This is a genomic window from Companilactobacillus bobalius (assembly GCF_002179915.1).
GTDB classification, from domain to species: Bacteria; Bacillota; Bacilli; order Lactobacillales; family Lactobacillaceae; genus Companilactobacillus; species Companilactobacillus bobalius.
Map to the genome: position 1 here is coordinate 12117 of NZ_MYFM01000010.1, position 16140 is coordinate 28256.

Annotated in this window: 13 protein-coding genes and 1 tRNA gene; 4 read left to right on the forward strand and 10 right to left on the reverse strand. The window is 36.1% G+C overall.

From position 1 onward, the window contains the following. Positions 1–17 precede the first annotated feature (17 nt). Both LKACC16343_RS13115 and LKACC16343_RS13120 read left to right on the forward strand, forming a co-directional pair. Positions 18–620: a hypothetical protein gene (locus LKACC16343_RS13115; protein ID WP_056950427.1), complete on the forward strand. Its 603-nt coding sequence runs from the start codon at positions 18–20 to the stop codon at positions 618–620. 22 nt (positions 621–642) lie between these two features. Continuing rightward, the gene (locus LKACC16343_RS13120; protein ID WP_025084972.1) at positions 643–1452 is read left to right on the forward strand and encodes a DUF6414 family protein; all 810 of its coding nucleotides are present in this window, start codon (positions 643–645) and stop codon (positions 1450–1452) included. Here the strand turns inward: LKACC16343_RS13120 and LKACC16343_RS14420 are convergent. Beyond that, positions 1447–1602: a hypothetical protein gene (locus tag LKACC16343_RS14420; protein ID WP_156638739.1), complete on the reverse strand. Its 156-nt coding sequence runs from the start codon at positions 1600–1602 to the stop codon at positions 1447–1449. The two genes, LKACC16343_RS13120 and LKACC16343_RS14420, sit on opposite strands and share 6 nt — an antisense overlap. 232 nt (positions 1603–1834) lie before the next feature. Between LKACC16343_RS14420 and LKACC16343_RS13125 the strand changes: the two genes are divergently transcribed. Further along, the gene (locus LKACC16343_RS13125; protein WP_056950430.1) at positions 1835–2983 is read left to right on the forward strand and encodes a site-specific integrase; all 1149 of its coding nucleotides are present in this window, start codon (positions 1835–1837) and stop codon (positions 2981–2983) included. A 204-nt stretch (positions 2984–3187) separates the two neighbouring features. Here the strand turns inward: LKACC16343_RS13125 and LKACC16343_RS13130 are convergent. The 4 genes from LKACC16343_RS13130 to LKACC16343_RS13145 all read right to left on the reverse strand — a co-directional run bounded on the left by LKACC16343_RS13130 (position 3188) and on the right by LKACC16343_RS13145 (position 6929). Beyond that, positions 3188–3277, reverse strand: a tRNA-Ser gene (locus LKACC16343_RS13130). A 27-nt stretch (positions 3278–3304) separates the two neighbouring features. After that, positions 3305–3823, reverse strand: a complete 519-nt coding sequence (locus tag LKACC16343_RS13135) for an adenine phosphoribosyltransferase (RefSeq protein ID WP_025085743.1) — start codon at positions 3821–3823, stop codon at positions 3305–3307. A gap of 21 nt (positions 3824–3844) precedes the next feature. Continuing rightward, entirely contained in the window at positions 3845–6154 is a 2310-nt protein-coding gene (gene recJ, locus LKACC16343_RS13140) for a single-stranded-DNA-specific exonuclease RecJ (protein ID WP_056950432.1), read from the reverse strand. 115 nt (positions 6155–6269) lie between these two features. After that, positions 6270–6929: a class A sortase gene (locus tag LKACC16343_RS13145; RefSeq protein WP_082604463.1), complete on the reverse strand. Its 660-nt coding sequence runs from the start codon at positions 6927–6929 to the stop codon at positions 6270–6272. Positions 6930–7101: 172 nt separating this feature from the next. Between LKACC16343_RS13145 and galE the strand changes: the two genes are divergently transcribed. Continuing rightward, complete coding sequence (gene galE, locus LKACC16343_RS13150; RefSeq protein ID WP_056950437.1) at positions 7102–8094, forward strand: UDP-glucose 4-epimerase GalE; 993 nt, start codon at positions 7102–7104, stop codon at positions 8092–8094. A 978-nt stretch (positions 8095–9072) separates the two neighbouring features. On the opposite strand, the gene LKACC16343_RS13155 is transcribed toward galE, so the two are convergent. The 5 genes from LKACC16343_RS13155 to grpE form a co-directional block, all read right to left on the reverse strand. Further along, complete coding sequence (locus LKACC16343_RS13155; protein WP_056950440.1) at positions 9073–10377, reverse strand: dihydrolipoyl dehydrogenase family protein; 1305 nt, start codon at positions 10375–10377, stop codon at positions 9073–9075. A 63-nt stretch (positions 10378–10440) separates the two neighbouring features. Further along, the gene (gene lepA / locus LKACC16343_RS13160) at positions 10441–12288 is read right to left on the reverse strand and encodes a translation elongation factor 4 (protein ID WP_054641925.1); all 1848 of its coding nucleotides are present in this window, start codon (positions 12286–12288) and stop codon (positions 10441–10443) included. A gap of 109 nt (positions 12289–12397) precedes the next feature. Further along, on the reverse strand, positions 12398–13537 hold the full coding sequence (gene dnaJ / locus LKACC16343_RS13165; protein WP_025085193.1) for a molecular chaperone DnaJ: 1140 nt from the start codon (positions 13535–13537) through the stop codon (positions 12398–12400). A gap of 124 nt (positions 13538–13661) precedes the next feature. Then, the gene (dnaK, locus tag LKACC16343_RS13170) at positions 13662–15527 is read right to left on the reverse strand and encodes a molecular chaperone DnaK (protein WP_056950443.1); all 1866 of its coding nucleotides are present in this window, start codon (positions 15525–15527) and stop codon (positions 13662–13664) included. A 39-nt stretch (positions 15528–15566) separates the two neighbouring features. Beyond that, on the reverse strand, positions 15567–16133 hold the full coding sequence (gene grpE / locus LKACC16343_RS13175) for a nucleotide exchange factor GrpE (RefSeq protein ID WP_056950446.1): 567 nt from the start codon (positions 16131–16133) through the stop codon (positions 15567–15569). Between the last annotated feature and the right edge of the window lie 7 nt (positions 16134–16140).

Consider the following 16140-nt stretch of genomic DNA (forward strand, 5'->3'; position numbering starts at 1 on the left):
GTATAGGGGGATATAAATTGAAAAAAATAATAACATCTGCTCTGCTAATTGCTACTACTCTTTCACTAGTAGCATGTTCAAATAACAAGTCAGCCAGTTCTTCTGCTGAAAAAAAGGATAAGACTACCCTAGTTTCTAAGAAGAAAACTGACAAAAAGAAAAAGACTTCTTCAACTAAGAAGAAGTCCCCTAAGAAAAAGTCCTCTAAAAAAACTGATCAAAAGAATGCCGATGAAACTAATCAACAAGCAAATAATCAGACTAATACGCAACAAAATAACACCAATCAACAAGCTCAAAATCAGACCTCTAATCAATCTCAACAAGCTTCAGGTACAAGTACCAATAACCAACAGCAAACATCTCAAAACGATCAAAATACACAGCAACAATCTAGTGGTATTTCTTATGATGAAAATACTTTGACAGGATTCGTTAATAAATATGGTGAGTCCCCTGCTGCTTATAAAGTTGACCACGGCATGTCTACTTTACAAGCATTGCAAAGTACACCAGAGAATATGAAAACATTTGGCGAACAACAGTTACAGACAGGTATGGAGCAAGGGTATATTGATGAGAATGGCAATAGCACTGGTTCCAATGGATACGGACAATAAATTTCATAAGGGGGATTATATTATGAGCGATAATAGTGAACATAAAGAGATTATCTATTTAGACAATGTAGAAATGTCATCCACATTAGCACAATTAGATCATGGCTTAATGGAATCAATTCAAAGAGGAAATTCATCATCAAATACTGATGAAAGTTCAAAAAGTAAAAATGGTGATTTGGGTGCTAGTGCAGTACTAAAAGCTGAATTATCTGCAAGTCGGTCATCTTCAGAATCAAGAACTGAATCAGAACAAAAATTCGTTAACGTCGTTTTTAACGATTATCAACTTGATATGTTAATTGATGATTTAATTGAAAAGAAGATGATTGCCAGCGTAGAAAAAGCTGGTGCTGGTGAATTTGTTAAAATAAATTCTGACTTTGATTTCTTTGACTTCAATATTCTTGCTGGATTAAATCCACAGCTTTATGTAATATTCATGAAATTAACGCATCAATCCTCTGAGTCCATAAAAGATACAAAGATTGCTTTTAAAAACATTCAAACACTTGGTGAAATTTTTTCAAGCATAATGCCTAATACATACCTGATAAAAACAGATGGCTCTTTATCTATGCTAGAAAGAAATAATTTCAGAATGAATCAAGGCCAAATACAAATGTTATCTGGATCAAATAGAAAAATCACAATTATAGGTATAGTTGAAAATACTGCACTAACTAATGATCGTGGTATGGATAAATTTGCTAGTGGTGACTTAAGCAAAATCGGTGGTATAATGCCGAGTTTTGCTGATACTATGCTACAAAGTATAGGTATATTAAATAACGGCGATAAGCTAATTAAGCCCATCGCCGCATACTTATAACTTAGAAAACCACTTATCATTCTCCTTCTTCAATTTTTGATGGTTTTTATTCATTTCTTTTAATTCAGAATTTACTTTTTTATTAAACTTTTCTTCTTCACGAGATAAATTGTGATAATTATTAATTACTTCGTGTATCAACTTTTTCACTTTATTCATCTCCTAACGATATTTAATCTAAGTAAATAATACTTACCTTATTTCATTAAATCAAGATATTTGAAAAATATTAAGCCTTTCTTGGCTTTTTATTTTTAGCGTCAAAAGAACGTATGTGCCCCTAAATTTACAGTAATCCCTTAAATGTCAACTTAGAACGCAAAAAAAGCTTAAATATGGCTAAATCATTAAATAAATTTACATAAGAAAGGCGCTTGTAAACATGGCAACAATTCATAAACGCAATGGAAAATGGGAATATCGTGTTTCCTATAAAGATCCTACTACTGGCAAATATAGAAATAAAACAAAGGGCGGTTTCGTCAGGAAAACAGAATGTGAGGAAGCCGCTAGGAAAATTGAATTGCAAAAATCAAATCATGCTAACTTAGCAAAGCAAGATATGCTCTTCTCTGACTACTTTAAAGAATGGGTAGAATTATATCGCATTAAGGGCAAATCACATTCTACGGTTAATAGATACTATTTTGCGATAGATGTAATCAAAAAATACTTTCCAAACATGAGACTAGTTGATGTTACTAAAGCAGACTATCAGCATTTTTTAAATGAGTTTGGCAAAACTCGCACAAAAGTAACCATTAGCAAATATAATAGCTTCTTTAGATCTATGTGTGAAGATGCAATAGCTGAACAATTAATCTATACAGACTTCACTAGAAATACAACCATTGTTGCCGGTAAGGAATCAAAAAGCCCCGATGAAAAATTTCTTGAACCTGATGATTACATAAAACTGATTGAAGTTGCTAAAATGCGTACTTCTATTAATGATATATCATCAGCTGAAGTATATTTAGTAACACAAACAGGAATGAGATACGAGGAATGCGCGGGGCTTACTTGGAATGATATCAATTTTAATAAAAAAGTAATTCGTGTCAATAAAGCCATCGAAAATGATACCCGCAATCAAAAGGCCACTAAAACACCTGCTGGTGTTAGGTATGTTGATGTTAGTAGTGACTGCATTAATGTACTTAAAAAGCTCAAAATTGGTCAGGAAGAATACTTTAATAGAATTAATTACACTGATCCTTACAATTATGTTTTTAGAAGCAGACGTAAAGAAACTCCTACTTCTCAATCAGTCAATCAGCAGTTAAAAAAATTGCTAAATGAAATCGGTGCAAGCAAAATAATTAATTTCCATGGAATTAGACATACTCACATATCCTATCTACTTGATCAAGGCTTTAATCTTAAATATGTATCAAGACGTGTCGGTCATAAAACAACTGCTACTACATTAAAATATTACACTCATATGTTCGATTCAACATCGCTTGAGCAAAGTAGTGATCTTAGAAAATTATTTAACGGCATTGAAGAAACTAATAATAATGATTAGTATTAATGCAATATTTTGCGCACACCTTTTTTGCTGATTTTTTCCTGCGCAAAATGGGACAATTAATCTTCTGCTGCGCAAAATTCTGCGCAAATAACATTTAAATTCTCTTACATTTTTTATAAAGCAAAAAAAGAGGAACACCGTTAATTCGGTGTTCCTCTAACTATTTTTGAGAACTTTTGTTCTCTTTTATTCTAAAAAAGGAGAGTACAGGATTTGAACCTGCGCGCCTGCTATAAAACAGGTTCGTCGGATTTCGAGTCCGATGCATTACCACTCTGCCAACTCTCCATAATAAAGGCCTTTAGGCCCCTTTTACTAGTATTGCATAAGAGTAAACATATCATACCCTTTTATTTTATCACGTCCGTGCAAATCAGTTAACTCAATTAAGAAGGCTGTTCCAACTACGATACCACCTAATTTTTCGATTAACTTAATTGTAGCAGCTAATGTGCCACCAGTTGCCATTAAATCGTCAACAACTAAAACTTTTTGACCGGGTTTAATAGCATCCTTTTGCATGTACAATGAGCCTTGACCGTATTCTAGGTCATATGTGACCGAAACAGTCTCACGAGGCAATTTACCCTTCTTACGAGCAGGAGCAAAGCCAATACCCATGTTATATGCTACCGGACATCCCACGATAAAGCCACGTGCTTCTGGTCCTGCAATCATTTCTGCACCACGACTTTTAGCATACTCAACAATCTTATCGGTTGCTGCAGCATATGCCTTGCCATCAGCCATTAATGGTGAAATATCTCGAAATAGTACACCAGGTTCTGGAAAATCTTGAACATTAGCAACATATTTCTTAAAATCAATATCCATTTTTAAAATTCCCCATTCAACCTAACAATGGCAATCATAATCACTCATCCAAGATAAGAGATCGTCAAAGTTGGATTCAATTAATATTTTTTCAACTTCATTGCGTTGTAATCTCTTCAAGTATGTCGGAGATTCAATCAATTCGCGTTGTTGTGAAGCATCAGCTTTTTCAACAAAGCCATTTACCATTTTAACAAAATTTAGCTCAAAAAACACTTTTAAATAAAAATCAACGTCATTTTTTTCAAAATTTAAGTATTTTGCGACTAAATCCATCTGATTTACCTGAATATTTTGGTGAGAATAAATATATTTCAATAATTCTTTCATTCTCAACATATCAGGTTTCAAATAACCACTAGCCAAATTCGTATGGAAGAACAAAGCTGTATGTTGTGACTTATTCTTCTTAATGAATTCCTTAAACAGATCCATATTATGTGGGCGATCATAAATCAAAATGTTATCGCCAGAAACATCTTCATCATAACGAACCATATTCACTTGTAGCTTAGAACGTTTAGCGGCTTCATAATAAGCTTCATTGAAGAAAACCACATCATCGAAATGGTTGATTATTTCAGTTGATATACGTTTATTTCGATAATCGAGATAAACCTTTTTCAACTCTTGCACTTTTTGAGCAGCTGGTGAGACTTGAAAATCATCCAACATCAATTGGAGATTCTTGCGTCCAGCCCACTCATTAATACCTAGTTCACCATAAACGTCGCAGACATCAGTTTCCTCTTCTTGAGATTTCTGATACATCCCAAAACCAATTGCATCAACTTGATGACTCTGATCAGCCACTTGAGTCTTCAAATGCGTACCATCTTTACCAATTGAACGAATCTGAGTTAACTCAGCATTGGTCAACTTAATTACTGGTTTAGGGTTACCCATTCCAAATGGTGCCAAACGATTGATCTTTTTGATCAAGTCAAAGTTCAAATCAGCAATCTTCAAATCAAGATCATACTTTTTAACTACGGGTGCATGTGGATCAAAGTCCTGTTTAGCGGGTTCAGCCTGTATCAATTCAGTCAGTTTATCCAGTTGGCTTTCCTCAATTGAAAAACCACAGGCTTGTGCATGCCCACCAAAAGCCGTGAATAAATCACGATATTGATCCAATGCTGTAAACAAATTGAACCCCTCAGGACTACGACCAGAGCCTTTCATTACACCACTATTCTCATCAAACTGCGTTGCCAAAACTGGCTTATTTTCTTGATCCATGGCACGACTAGCCACAATTCCTAAGACACCTTGATGCCAACCATTACCCTTTAAGACCAGTACACCATTATCTTTTTGAGCCGCAATCTGATCTTGAGCATCATTGAAAGCGGAGTCAACTAGTTCTTGTCGATGAGAGTTGATATCTTCAGTTTCGTCAACAATTTCTTTAGCAAAATTTTCATCACCCGTTGTCAACAATTCAACACCAGACGAAGCATTGTCCAGGCGTCCTAAAGCATTGATGCGGGGTGCAATTTTAAAACCGATATCCTCTTCTGAAATATCGTTAACTTTAATTTTACATTTTTTAATTAGTGCACTTAAGCCCACATGATGATTCTGACGCATCTGTCTAAGGCCTTCAGAAACAATGACACGATTCTCGCCTTTAAGAGCCACTGAGTCGGCCACAGTACCAATTGCTGCTAAGTCTATTAATTCCAAAGCTTCGTCACCTAAAAGGGCATCAGCTATCTTAAAAGCCACTCCTGCACCAGATAAGTATGGGCAGACATATTCTGCACCGGGAATTGTTGGATGAACGATTGCATCAGCTTCCGGTAACTCTTTAGGTAAATCATGGTGATCAGTCACAACAACTTGAATTCCCTGATCTTTTAAATATTTGATCTGATCTTTACCACTGACACCATTATCGACCGTAATCAATAAATCAATTCCCTTATCAGCTAACTCCTTGTAACGATCCAAATTAGGACCGTAACCATCTTTAAAACGATCTGGAATGTAAAAGATAGGTTTAGCCCCCAATTTTTGTAAAGTTAACTTCATAATCGAAGTACTTGTAACACCATCAGCATCATAATCACCATAGATGGCAATTTTCTTCTGTGATTGCACAGCATCATCGATTATTTCCAGGGCCTTGTCCATATCATGCAAACCAAATGGATCCTGTAGTTCATCTACATTGCTATTCAAAAAGGATTCAATCTCTAAATTGTCAGTTATACCTCTTTCTATCAATAACTGAGCTACGATATTGTCGACCCTTTTATCTGTCGCAAATTTTTCTATTTCTTGTTTTGAGGGATTTTTACGCTTTCCCCAATTTATTAATGTCAATCCATCACCTACTGTCAATTAATTATAGCAATTTTCGAACGTAAAAAAAAAGCCTTGAAAACATCATTACAATTTAATTTTGTAAATTCTGTTTTCACAAGCTTTTAAGTTACTATTAAGAAAAGACGGCTAAAGTAGCTTTATTCGCTGGTTCATTTCTAACAAGTGATCCTTGTAGAGCCCAACGATTGGTGCCTCCATCAGCACATGTGATCAAAGTTAAAATATTTTGCCCCTTCACATCATCTAATAAATAAACCGCTGTTGGTGGAACAATTTTCTTATAGTAAATTTTGTAAGTATAAACTCGTTTCATATCTGTAATATAAGCTAAATCACCTATTTGAGCATTTTCCAGTGGTGAGAAAAGTGCACCTTTGTTAGTCATATAATGACCTGCCAAGGCATAATTGTTCTTGCCCATTTTCTCGTCTTCTTTCATCGTACCACCACCGGTTGATAGAGCATTATCACTCAAACCAACAACGATTGGTAAACGAAGATTAACTGACGGAACTGACATTTTTCCGATTACTGCGGCATCATTATTAACAGCAGCCTTAGCTACCTGACCAGCGGAAATAGGCTTCACCTTGTTAAAATCAAATTGTCCTTTTTTCTTTTGATTTGCTTTAACCTTATCAGCTGTCAAACTGCTTAAGTTATGATTAGAAATCTGCTTAACAGCATATTCCTTAATTGGTTGATTAAAAATCAACGCTAGAGCTATCAAAAGAACAAGGATAGTTCCAAAAATTGAAAAGAATTTCTTCATCTTTTTCATTCCGTTCCAATAAATTTACAATATGCAATACAGTTTTAATATTAAAGCATCTGTCCAAAAAAGTTAAGTCCTTAATCTTTTTCTAAAAACTTCAATAATATCAACATTTAAAAGCTTATAAATAAGCTATAATGTAGTTATAAATGAATCTGGAGGTAATTTTATGAGCATTCTTGTTTTAGGTGGTGCCGGATACATTGGCTCACATACAGTAGACCATTTGTGCGAGCTTGGTTACGACGTCATTGTAGCAGATAACTTATCGACTGGTCATCAACAAGCTATCAATCCAAAAGCTAAATTCTATCAAGGTGATGTCCGTGATAAAGAATTTTTGATCAAACTATTCCAAAATGAAGATATTACTGATGTCATTCACTTTGCGGCCTTTTCAGTTGTTCCTGAATCAATGAAGGACCCTCTTAAGTATTTCGACAACAATACAAGTGGTATGATTTCATTACTTCAAGTAATGCATAATTTTGGCGTTAAACATATTGTCTTCTCATCAACTGCCGCAACTTATGGCGAACCTAAACAAATTCCTATTAAGGAAACTGACCCTACCGTACCTACTAATCCATATGGTGAAAGTAAATTAGCCATGGAAAAAATCATGCACTGGTGTGACGTAGCTTATGGTATTAAATTCGTTGCCTTGAGATACTTCAATGTTGGTGGCGCAAAACCTGATGGTACAATCGGTGAAGATCACAATCCTGAAACTCACTTGATTCCTGTTGTCTTGCAAGTTGCTGCTGGACAACGTGATGAATTGACAATCTTCGGTGATGACTATGATACTAAAGATGGTACTAACGTCCGTGATTACGTCCACGTTGAAGATTTAGCCGAAGCTCACCGTCTAGCTATGGAATATCTCCGTAGTGGTAATGACAGCAATGTCTTTAACCTCGGCTCATCTACCGGATTCTCAAACAAGGAAATCCTTGAAGCAGCTCGTAAAGCTACTGGTAAGGAAATCCCTGCTAAAATTGGTCCAAGACGTCCCGGTGATCCAAGTACTTTGATTGCTGATTCAACAAAAGCCAGAACAGTTTTGAAGTGGCAACCTAAGTATGATGACGTTGAAAAAGTTATCAGTGATGCTTGGAACTTTAAGTCAAAACATCTAAATGGTTATGAAGAAAAATAATTAATAAAAAATGTCGGAATTCTAATTTGAATTCCGACATTTTTAAGTGACCAATAAAAATTAATTCTGAACACTTTAATTACTTTTTGAGAACAGTTAATAACGGGTCTGATCCACTTAAAGTATGTACTGCCAATGGCGGTTCTTAAACTCAATCTACCATCCAGTTGATTTGATAAACAACTTTATGTGTGCCTTTATAGAATGTTGTAGTTAAAATTATTAATTAATATAGGAAAGGAGGTATACAATCATTAAAAATATTATTGCTTTTGTCACACATCATCCAATACCAATAATATTCGTTATTATACTGTTAATAATAATAGTATTTTTTTGGAAAATCGAACCCTTTCTCAATAGAAACCAATATATGCAAAGAGGAAAACTGATATCTATGCTATCGGATAAGAAATTTCAATATTATGATAAAAGTGATTTCTGTACAATGATATTTAAGAAATCAATTCTGGACTTAAATAAATATTCAAGAACATATTCATCACTAACGCCTTTAAAAAGAAAAATAATGGTTAAGAATCTTAAGTCCATGGATAACGATACATTAGATCAGCTGTATGTAGACTGTGTTAACTACCTAAGCAACCCTTTTCACACATCAAATTCTATTTCTGTCAGTTTAATATTTGCCGTTATTGCTATATTCGTATCTATAACCATCTCTACACACGAGGAAATCTTAACCATTATACTGATGACTCTTACATTCTTCATGTACACTAGATTTAATCACAACAGAAAAGTTTATTCATACGAACTTTTCATAATTGGCTTGCTACATTCTATTAATCATGATAGATATCCTTTCCCCTAAGAAAATAGAACTATTATTTTCTCAACTATCTGACATAATCAGTTAATAACAACATAAAAAAGCACAAAATATTGGAATCCGGTTTAATTTGAACTCCGATATTTTGCACTTTTTTTATTTTATTATTTTACCAATACATATGTTTAAAATAAATATTCCAAATCACTACCAGCAGTTGGATAAGCTAAGATTTCTTTCTTAACATCAGCATGAGTCATCTTCTGTTCAATTGCTTTTGTTAAGAGATTGATCATACTGTCGGCTTCATTGCTTAGAACCGTTGCACCAATAATTTGAGATTGATCATTCAGCACAATTCTGATCATAGCCTTAGGTTCATTGGTATGGCTGTATGTGAACCAGCTAGTTACATCCTGATCAACCACCTTAGTACCATTCTGTTCACCAACTTGAGCTAGTTTAGGCGTTCCATAAACAACCGTTGGTATCAATGGAATCTTGATATCATCTGTAGTCTTTCCTGAAATAACATCACTAACATAGCCAGCTTCAAAACCGGCAACTGGTGTCAATTTAGGAGTTTTTGTTGAAACAACATCCCCAATGGCAAAAATTTTATCATTGCTTGATTGCAACTTTCCATTCACAACTACACCATGGCGGTCTGTTTTGACATTAGCCTTTTCCAAATCGAGAATATCTATATTAGGAATTCTTCCTGTGGCGCCAATAATCAAATCACTAGTCAAACTGAAATCATCTGCCTTCAATGTTAGTTGTCCAGCTGATTTTACAACTTCTTTCGTATCAACATTGAAGTGGAATTTAACGCCCTTAGCTTCCAATTGATGAACTAACTCTTGAGCATATTTCTCATTGAATGCTTTCAAAGGATGATCATTATGGTGAACTACATGAACCTCCGCTCCGGTTGCATTAGCAATTGTAGCCAATTCGAAAGCAATATAGCCCGCACCGATAATTGTAATTGTCTTAGGCATCTGTTTGAGTGACAAGAAGTCGGTACTAGATAAAAGATACTCTTTACCAGGAATATCTAAATAACTAGGACGTTGTCCTGTCGCGATAATAAAGTGATCGGCCTGATAGGTAGACTCATTAACACTTAATTCTTTTTCTGAGACAAATTTAGGTGAGCCATCGATAGCTGTAATACCAGCATTGATGGCTCCTTTTTTACTTCCAGCAGACACTGGATCAGTAAAACCTGCTTTAAACTTCTCTAACTCTTCCCAATTGACATAAGGAACATCACCAAATCCCCTTCCCTTCAATTGAGTCATTCTATCTCTGGCCTCAACGGCACTTAAAAGAACTTTCTTGGGATCACAGCCACGGTTAGGACAAGTTCCACCCCATAGATTATTTTCAATCAAAGCTACATTTTGACCAGCTTCACTCAAATCATAAGCCGCCGCTAAACCACCTGGGCCAGCACCAATGATGATCGTATCAAATTTTTCCATATGAATCCCTCCAAATAAAAAAGCACTTATAATGTAAACACTAATTACATTATAAGCACTTATCTAATTTTTGCCGTCTTCTTTGCCTCGGTTAAGGTTCAAAACAGCCATGAAGGCTTCTTGAGGAATAGAAACTTTTCCGACTTCCTTCATACGCTTCTTACCGGCCTTTTGCTTATTCAATAGCTTATCACGACGGGTTCTATCACCACCATAAAGTTTAGCAGTAACATCCTTACGATAAGCCTTAACATTGGAACGAGCGACTACCTTATTACCAATAGCAGCTTGAATAGGAATTTCAAACATTTGACGAGGAATAACTTCCTTCAATTTAGCAACGATGTCACGACCACGCTTTTGAGCAAAGTCCTTATGAACAATAAAGCTCAAAGCATCGACGGGTTCACCATTAAGCAAAATATCCATTTTAACCAATTCACTTGGTTCGTAATCATCGACATCATAATCTAGTGAAGCATAACCTTTAGTATTTGACTTCAAATCATCGAAGAAATCAAAAATAATTTCTAGCAATGGCAACTTATAAACTACGTTTACCCGATACTTATCCAAATAATCCATTGTGACGAACTCGCCACGCTTATGTTGACAGAGTTCCATAACGGGACCAACGAAGTCTTCGGGAACCATAATTTCAGCTCGAACAAATGGTTCACGAACTTCTTTGATCTCAGAAACATCAGGTAACTCAGCTGGATTATCGACTACGATTTCCTCACCGTCAGTCGTTGTTACATGATAATCAACTGATGGTGATGTGGTAATCAAATCAAGATCAAAGTCACGTTCCAAACGTTCTTGAACAACATCCATATGCAATAGTCCTAGGAATCCAACACGGAAACCAAATCCTAAAGCTTGGGATGTTTCTGGTTCATATTCCAAAGCAGCATCATTTAATTGTAATTTATCTAAAGCTTCTTTTAAATCTTCATATTTAGCATTGTCTACAGGATAAAGTCCAGCATACACCATTGGTGTACTCTTACGATATCCGGTCAAAGGTGAATCAGTTGGATTATTGGCAAGTGTAACTGTATCACCAACTTGAGTATCCTTAACGGTCTTAATACTTGCAGTAATATAACCTACATCCCCAGCCATCAAATAATCACGTTTAACGGCTTTAGGAGACATCACACCAACTTCTGTAACTTCGAAGGTCTTCTTATTACTCATCAATTGAATCGTGTCTCCGACCTTTACAACGCCTTCTCGAACACGTACATCCAACACAACGCCACGATAACTGTCATAAACAGAATCAAAGATCAATGCTTTGAGTGGTTTATCCAAATCACCTTCAGGAGCTGGTACATCAGAAACAATTCTTTCAAGCAATTCGTCGACACCAATACCAGTCTTAGCACTCATCAAAATTGACGATTCGGCGTCTATACCGATCATCTCTTCAATTTCTTCTTTAACTTTATCAGGTTCAGCTGAAGGTAAGTCAATCTTATTGATAACTGGTACAATTTCCAAGTCATTATCAATCGCTAAATAAGCATTAGCCAAAGTTTGAGCTTCAACACCTTGAGCAGCATCAACCACCAACAAAGCTCCCTCACAAGCAGCTAGAGAACGTGAAACTTCATAGGAGAAGTCCACATGTCCTGGAGTATCAATTAGATGGAAGATATAGGTCTTACCATCTTTTGCTTCGTATTCAAGTTCTACCGCGTTTAACTTAATAGTAATTCCACGTTCACGCTCCAAATCCATATCATCTAGGATTTGGGCTTTCATCTCACGTTTTGAAACAGTCTTAGTTCTTTCCAAAATTCGATCAGCAATCGTTGATTTACCATGATCGATATGCGCTACGATAGAAAAATTACGAATTCTTTTTTGTCTTTCTTTTAACTTATCGAGATCTAAATCCATAAATTATTCCCTTCTATCAGAAATTTATCATTCTTTCTATTTTACACTATTGTACTACTATGTTCTATATGTAAAAAAGAAGAGACCAACGGCCTCTTCTTTTTTATTTTTATTCGCCTTTAAAAGCATCTCTTACTTTGTTGAAAAAGTTACTATCTTTTTCTTTAACTTTGTCGCCACCAGCTTCAGCAAATTGTTTCAAAGCACTACGTTGTTCACTAGACAACTTACGAGGTGTAACGATATTAACTGTTACCTTTTCATCACCGATACTCTTACTGTTTAGAACTGGAGCACCCTTACCACGTAATCTGAATGTTGTTCCTGTTTGAGTACCACTTGGGATATTCAATTCTACAGGACCATGAACTGTATTAACTTTGATCTTATCGCCTAATGTAGCTTGTGGGAAACTGATATTTACTGATGCATAAATTGTCGAACCATCACGTCTGAACTCCTTACTTGGAGCAACGTGAAAGACAATATACAAATCACCATAAGGTCCACCGTTTGTTCCGGCTTCACCTTGACCATCTAAGCGCATTTGTTGTCCATCTTCAACACCAGCTGGAACTGTAACCTTAAGTTCATGCTTTTCATTTACCTTACCTGAACCATGGCAAATGTTGCACTTTTCTTTGATTTCTTTACCAGTACCATTGCAGACATCACAAACAACTCTTGTACGCATACGGCCAAGTGGAGTTTGACGATCTACTTCAACATAACCTGAGCCATGACATTTAGAACATGTTTCTGGATGTGTACCAGGTTTAGCACCTGAACCACCACAAGTTGAACATTCCTCTTCACGATTATAGGAAATGTTAGTCTTTTTACCAAAGACACCCTCTTCAAAAGTCAAATCCATGCGATATTGTAAGTCGGAACCTTGTCTTGGGGCATTAGGATTTTGACGAGCAGCACCGCCGCCACCAAAGAATTGGCTAAAGATATCTTCAAAGCCACCGAACTGATCACCAGCACCGGCACCACCGAAGCCGCCAAATCCACCTTGGCCACCATTCATACCGGCAGAACCATATTGATCATATTGAGCACGCTTTTGTGGATCCTTTAAAATTTCATAAGCGGCATTAACTTCCTTAAACTTTGCTTCAGCATCAGGCGCTTTATTCAAATCAGGATGATACTTTTTTGAAAGTTTACGAAATGCTTTTCTTATATCGTCATCAGAAGCGTTTTTATCAACGCCTAGTACGTCATATGGATTTTTATCTGCCATTAAATCACCTTTGCATGACAGGACATTTGAGTCCTATTCCTTTTTAACGCTCAAAAGAGCAGTTATGTTCTTACTATACCATAATTGGTTTTAGTAATTAAACGACTGCTCTTTATCACAATTATTATTTCTTATCTTTATCAGGATCTACTTCTGAGAAGTCGCCATCAACTGTATTGTCATCGCCTGACTTCTTATCATCAGCTGAACCTGTACCAGCAGCACCTTTATCGCCACCAGCTTGTTGTTGTGCTTGTTGAGCTTGTTGATAAAGTTTTACAGAAAGATCTTGAACAATCTTGTTCAAATCGTCACGTTTCTTCTTCATATCTTCAAGATCACCTGAGTCTTGAGCTTTCTTCAAAGCATCACGAGCATCTTGGGCTTTCTTGATTTCATCGTCAGAAACTTTGCCTTTAACGTCTTTTAGAGTCTTGTCTGTTGCAAATAATGTTTGTTCAACGTCATTCTTAACATCGACTTCTTCCTTACGTTTGTTATCTTCCTCTTCGTGTTCCTTAGCTTCTTTCATCATCTTATCAATTTCTTCATCACTCAAACCTGATGAACTCTTGATAGTGATCTTTTGTTCCTTGTTTGTTCCCATATCCTTAGCAGAAACATTTACGATACCATTCTTATCAATATCGAATGTAACTTGGATTTGAGGTACACCACGAGGTGCAGCAGGAATATCTGTTAATTGGAAACGACCTAAAGTCTTATTGTCAGCAGCCATTGGACGTTCACCTTGTAGGACGTGAATATCAACAGCACTTTGATTATCGGCAGCAGTTGAGAATACTTGTGACTTGCTTGTTGGGATAGTTGTATTTCTATCGATCAACTTAGTGAAGACACCACCCATTGTTTCGATACCAAGTGATAGAGGTGTAACATCAAGTAAAACAACATCCTTAACATCACCAGAGATAACACCACCTTGGATAGCAGCACCAAGAGCAACAGCTTCATCAGGGTTGATTGAGTGGTCTGGAGCTTTGCCAGTCCATTTAGCAACAGCATCTTGAACAGCAGGAATACGTGTTGAACCACCATTTAAGATAACCTTGTCAATATCTGAATTTGTAAGATTTGCATCTTTCAAAGCATTGTCAACAGGAATCTTTGTTCTTTCAACAAGATCTGATGTCAATTCATCAAACTTAGCACGTGTCAATGTTTCTTCCAAGTGAAGTGGACCATTAGCACCTGATGAAATAAATGGAAGACTGATTGATGTTTGAGCAACACCTGATAAGTCCTTCTTAGCTTTTTCAGCAGCATCCTTTAATCTTTGAAGAGCCATCTTGTCTTGTCCCAAATCAACGCCATTCTTAGCCTTGAATTGTTCAACTAACCAGTCGATGATCTTTTGATCAAAGTCATCACCACCAAGATGTGTGTCACCATTTGTTGAAAGTACTTCGAAGACACCGTCACCTAATTGAAGAACGGAAACATCAAATGTACCACCACCAAGATCATAAACAAGAACTTTTTCGTCACCCTTGTCATTATCTAGGCCATAAGCAAGTGCTGAAGCTGTTGGTTCGTTAACGATACGTTGAACGTTCAAACCAGCAATCTTACCGGCATCTTTAGTAGCTTGTCTTTGTGAATCATTGAAGTATGCAGGAACAGTGATAACAGCATCTGTAACTTTTTCACCTAAGTAGTCTTCTGAGAACTTCTTGATGTGTTGTAGAATGAATGCTGAAATTTCTTGTGGTGTATATGATTTGCCGGCTACAGTAACCTTGTAACCTGCTTCACCCATATGACGCTTGATTGATGAAACTGTATCTGGGTTAGTGATTGCTTGACGCTTTGCAACTTCACCAACTTGGATTTCACCGTCTTTAAAAGCAACAACTGAAGGAGTAGTTCTTGCACCTTCTGGGTTTGTAATAATCTTTGGAGAACCGCCTTCAAGAACGGCTACAGCAGAGTTTGTAGTACCTAAATCAATACCAATAACTTTTGACATAAACCTTAACCTCTTTTAATTTTCTTATTTAATTATTTACTATTGAGCAACAACGACCATTGCTGGACGAAGTACACGATCTTCTAATTTATAACCCTTTTGTAAAACTTGAACGACTGTATCCTTCTTATGCTTATCATCAGCAGGAACAGTTTGAACAGCTTGACTATCTGCTGGATCGAATTTCTCACCAGCATTGTCAATAACAATCACATGGTTATCTTCCAATGCCTTAGCCATATGTTGTTGAACCATTTCAATACCTTTTTTAAGTTGCTTACTGGCATCATCGTCAGCATCAACTGCCAAGGCACGTTCAAGATTATCAATAACGGGAAGAATCTCAGTTGCCAATTTTTGACCATCATACTTAAGAATATTAGCAACTTCTTTACTATGACGCTTGTTCATATTTTGAAGTTCAGCTTGTGTTCTTAAGAGATTGTCTGACAACTCATCATTCTTAGCCTTAAGATCTTTGATTTCTTTATCTTTAGGATCAACCAAAGCATCCTTTTTAGCTGATTTTTTATCAGCTTTCTTATCAGTCTTGGGAGCTGCTTCTTTAGCAGTCTTCAAATCTTGATCTTTTTCTTTATCTGCCATTACTTCC

What these genes read in the sequence shown, in the direction of transcription:
- LKACC16343_RS13120 (WP_025084972.1), top strand. Translation starts at nt 643, where the DNA reads ATGAGCGATAATAGTGAACATAAAGAGATTATCTATTTAGACAATGTA.
- LKACC16343_RS13125 (WP_056950430.1), top strand. Translation starts at nt 1,835, where the DNA reads ATGGCAACAATTCATAAACGCAATGGAAAATGGGAATATCGTGTTTCC.
- LKACC16343_RS13135 (WP_025085743.1), bottom strand. Translation starts at nt 3,823, where the DNA reads ATGGATATTGATTTTAAGAAATATGTTGCTAATGTTCAAGATTTTCCA.
- LKACC16343_RS13145 (WP_082604463.1), bottom strand. Translation starts at nt 6,929, where the DNA reads ATGAAGAAATTCTTTTCAATTTTTGGAACTATCCTTGTTCTTTTGATA.
- galE (WP_056950437.1), top strand. Translation starts at nt 7,102, where the DNA reads ATGAGCATTCTTGTTTTAGGTGGTGCCGGATACATTGGCTCACATACA.
- LKACC16343_RS13155 (WP_056950440.1), bottom strand. Translation starts at nt 10,377, where the DNA reads ATGGAAAAATTTGATACGATCATCATTGGTGCTGGCCCAGGTGGTTTA.
- lepA (WP_054641925.1), bottom strand. Translation starts at nt 12,288, where the DNA reads ATGGATTTAGATCTCGATAAGTTAAAAGAAAGACAAAAAAGAATTCGT.
- dnaJ (WP_025085193.1), bottom strand. Translation starts at nt 13,537, where the DNA reads ATGGCAGATAAAAATCCATATGACGTACTAGGCGTTGATAAAAACGCT.
- dnaK (WP_056950443.1), bottom strand. Translation starts at nt 15,527, where the DNA reads ATGTCAAAAGTTATTGGTATTGATTTAGGTACTACAAACTCTGCTGTA.
- grpE (WP_056950446.1), bottom strand. Translation starts at nt 16,133, where the DNA reads ATGGCAGATAAAGAAAAAGATCAAGATTTGAAGACTGCTAAAGAAGCA.